Annotated in this window: 2 rRNA genes; both read right to left on the bottom strand. The window is 47.0% G+C overall.

From position 1 onward, the window contains the following. Nucleotides 1-70: 70 nt before the first annotated feature. Nucleotides 71-187 (bottom strand): 5S ribosomal RNA (rrf, locus tag DPQ89_RS09450). Nucleotides 188-307: 120 nt separating this feature from the next. Continuing rightward, a 23S ribosomal RNA gene (locus DPQ89_RS09455) occupies nt 308-3,234 on the bottom strand. Nucleotides 3,235-3,342: the final 108 nt, after the last annotated feature.

Consider the following 3,342-nt stretch of genomic DNA (forward strand, 5'->3'; position numbering starts at 1 on the left):
CAAAGAATTTAAAATCTAAAAAAAAGGCAAAAAAAAAGCTCTTCCGAAGAAGAGCTTTTTTATAAAATAATGGGTGCATCGTGCTATCCTAACACCAAGTCCCCCTGGCACTACTTTCGCCGCTGACGAGCTTGACTTCTGAGTTCGGGATGGGATCAGGTATTTCCTCGTCGCTATCGACACACCCAAACTGAATTTCAATTTGAGTGGACTATATTTAGAACATTGTTCCACGCCAGTCAAGCGCTATGTAATCTTTGGTCATTCACAAAACAAAACCAAATAGAAGTGAACCTAAAATGAAAATAGATAAAAGCAAAACGACAAATTAGTACTGGTCAGCTCAATGTATTACTACACTTACACCCCCAGCCTATCAAGCTCGTGGTCTACAAGCTGTCTAATAGAATTCTTATCTTGAAATGGGCTTCCCACTTAGATGCTTTCAGCGGTTATCCTTTCCGAACTTAGCTACCCGGCGGTACATCTGGCGACATAACCGGTACACCATAGGTTCGTCCAACCCGGTCCTCTCGTACTAAGGTCAGATTTTCTCAAAATTCTTACGCCCACGGAGGATAGAGACCGAACTGTCTCACGACGTTCTGAACCCAGCTCGCGTACCGCTTTAATAGACGAACAGTCTAACCCTTGGGACCTGCTCCAGCCCCAGGATGCGATGAGCCGACATCGAGGTGCCAAACCTCCCCGTCGATGTGAACTCTTGGGGGAGATCAGCCTGTTATCCCCGGAGTACCTTTTATCCGTTGAGCGATGGCCCTTCCACTCGGAACCACCGGATCACTAACACCGTCTTTCGACCCTGCTCGACATGTACGTCTTGCAGTCAAACTCCCTTATGCGTTTACACTCTACAGCCGGTTTCCATTCGGCTTGAGGGAATCTTTGTGCGCCTCCGTTACTCTTTAGGAGGCGACCGCCCCAGTCAAACTGCCCACCAGACATTGTCCCCCGACCCGATCAGGATCGTAGGTTAGGATTTCAATTAACAAAGGGTGGTATTTCAAGGATGTCTCCTTCTACACCGGAATGCAGAGATCAAAAACTCCCACCTATCCTACGCAATGTTAATCAAAACCCAATGTCAAGCTACAGTAAAGGTTCACGGGGTCTTTTCGTCCTTCCGCGGGTTGCGCGTATCTTCACGCGCACTCCAATTTCGCTGGGCCTCTAGTTGAGACAGTGGGGAAGTCGTTACGCCATTCGTGCAGGTCGGAACTTACCCGACTAGGAATTTCGCTACCTTAGGACCGTTATAGTTACGGCCGCCGTTTACTGGGGCTTCAATTCGAAGCTTCGCGCGAACGCTAACCTCTCCTTTTAACCTTCCAGCACCGGGCAGGCGTCAGTCCATATACATCCTCTTGCGAGTTTGCATAGACCTATGTTTTTGATAAACAGTCGCTACCCCCTCTTCACTGCGACCTCGTTCAGCTTCACCAGCAAGTGATGTCACCAAGCAAGGCGTGCCTTCTCCCGAAGTTACGGCACCAATTTGCAGAGTTCCTTAACTAGAGTTCTCCCAAGCGCCTGAGAATTCTCTTCTCATCTACCTGTGTCGGTTTACGGTACGGATTGATAATTATCTTCATGCGAAGCTTTTCTGGGAAGCATAGGATCACAAACTTCGGGCTAGGCCCTCGTATTCATGTCTCAGAGTTAACAAGATCCCGGATTTACCTAAGATCTCCTCCTACACACTTAAACCAACATCCAACAGTTGGATTTGCTACCTTTCTCCGTCACTCCTTCATGTCAAGCGACAACTACCAAGTACGGGAATATTAACCCGTTGTCCATCGACTACGCCTTTCGGCCTCGCCTTAGGATCCGACTAACCCTGGACGGAGTCACCTGGTCCAGGAACCCTTAGATTTTCGGCGGGAATGATTCTCACATTCCTTATCGCTACTCATGCCGCCATCAGCTCTTGTGATGCCTCCAACGCTCCTTGCCGGTACGTCTTCATCAGTAAACACAATGCTCTCCTACCAATTATAAATAATTTCGAAGTTTCGGTACGTATCTTTAGCCCCGTTACATTTTCGGCGCAGAATCACTAGTCCAGTGAGCTATTACGCTTTCTTTAAAGGATGGCTGCTTCTAAGCCAACCTCCTGGATGTCAAAGTAATTCCACAACCTTTCCCACTTAGATACGATTTGGGGACCTTAACTGTCGATCTGGGCTCTTTCCCTTTCGACCATGGACCTTAGCATCCATAGTCTCACTGCTTGACTGTACTTAACGGTATTCTGAGTTTGATATGGTTTGGTAAGACGGTAATCCCCCTAGCCAATTCAGTGCTGTACCCCCGTCAGTAATCATCAAACGCTGCACCTAAATGCATTTCGGAGAGAACCAGCTATCACGGAATTTGATTGGCCTTTCACCCCTTACCACAAGTCATCCCAACAGTTTTCAACCTATATGGGTTCGGTCCTCCACGAGGTATTACCCCCGCTTCAACCTGCTCATGGCAAGCTCATCCCGTTTCGGGTCTACGACATGCAACTAATCGCCCTATTCAGACTCGGTTTCCCTACGACTACACCTGCGACGGCTTAATCTTGCTACACACCGTAACTCGGCGGCTCATAATGCAAAAGGTACGTGATCAGGCTTTACAATAGCCCTTTCACCGATTGTAAGCATATGGTTTCAAGTTCTATTTCACTCCCCTTATCGGGGTTCTTTTCATCTTTCCCTCACGGTACTTGTTCACTATCGGTCAGTAAGGAGTATTTAGTCTTGGAAGGTGGTCCTCCCAGCTTCAGACAGGATTTCACGTGTCCCGTCCTACTCAGGATACCTCTCGGCCTTTCAAATTTTCGGATACAGGACTTTCACCCTCTTTGGTCGTACTTCCCAATACGTTCTCCTAATTATCATGGTCCTAAATGAGGTCCTACAACCCCGGGCAGTAAACTGGCCGGTTTGGACTAATCTGCGTTCGCTCGCCGCTACTAGCAGAATCTCTGTTGATTTCTTCTCCTGCAGGTACTTAGATGTTTCAGTTCCCTGCGTTCACTCTAACATGGCTACTTTACTCACCATGTAGTACTTACCATTTCTGATAAGTGGGTTACCCCATTCGGAAATCCGCGAGTCAAAGCGTACTTGATCACTCGTCGCGGCATATCGTTACCTAGTAAACGTCCTTCATCGCCTCTTACTGCCAAGATATCCACCATATGCCCTTAGTAGCTTTTATCTATCTAAAGTTAACACAAGTTTTTTAAATCTTTCTTGGTCTTGTTTGAATTTTTCATTTTAGGTTCTCGTCTTCTATCTGATTCTGTTATGTGAATGTTAAAGATCA

The organism is Halobacteriovorax sp. HLS, assembly GCF_004006665.1.
Lineage (GTDB): Bacteria > Bdellovibrionota > Bacteriovoracia > Bacteriovoracales > Bacteriovoracaceae > Halobacteriovorax.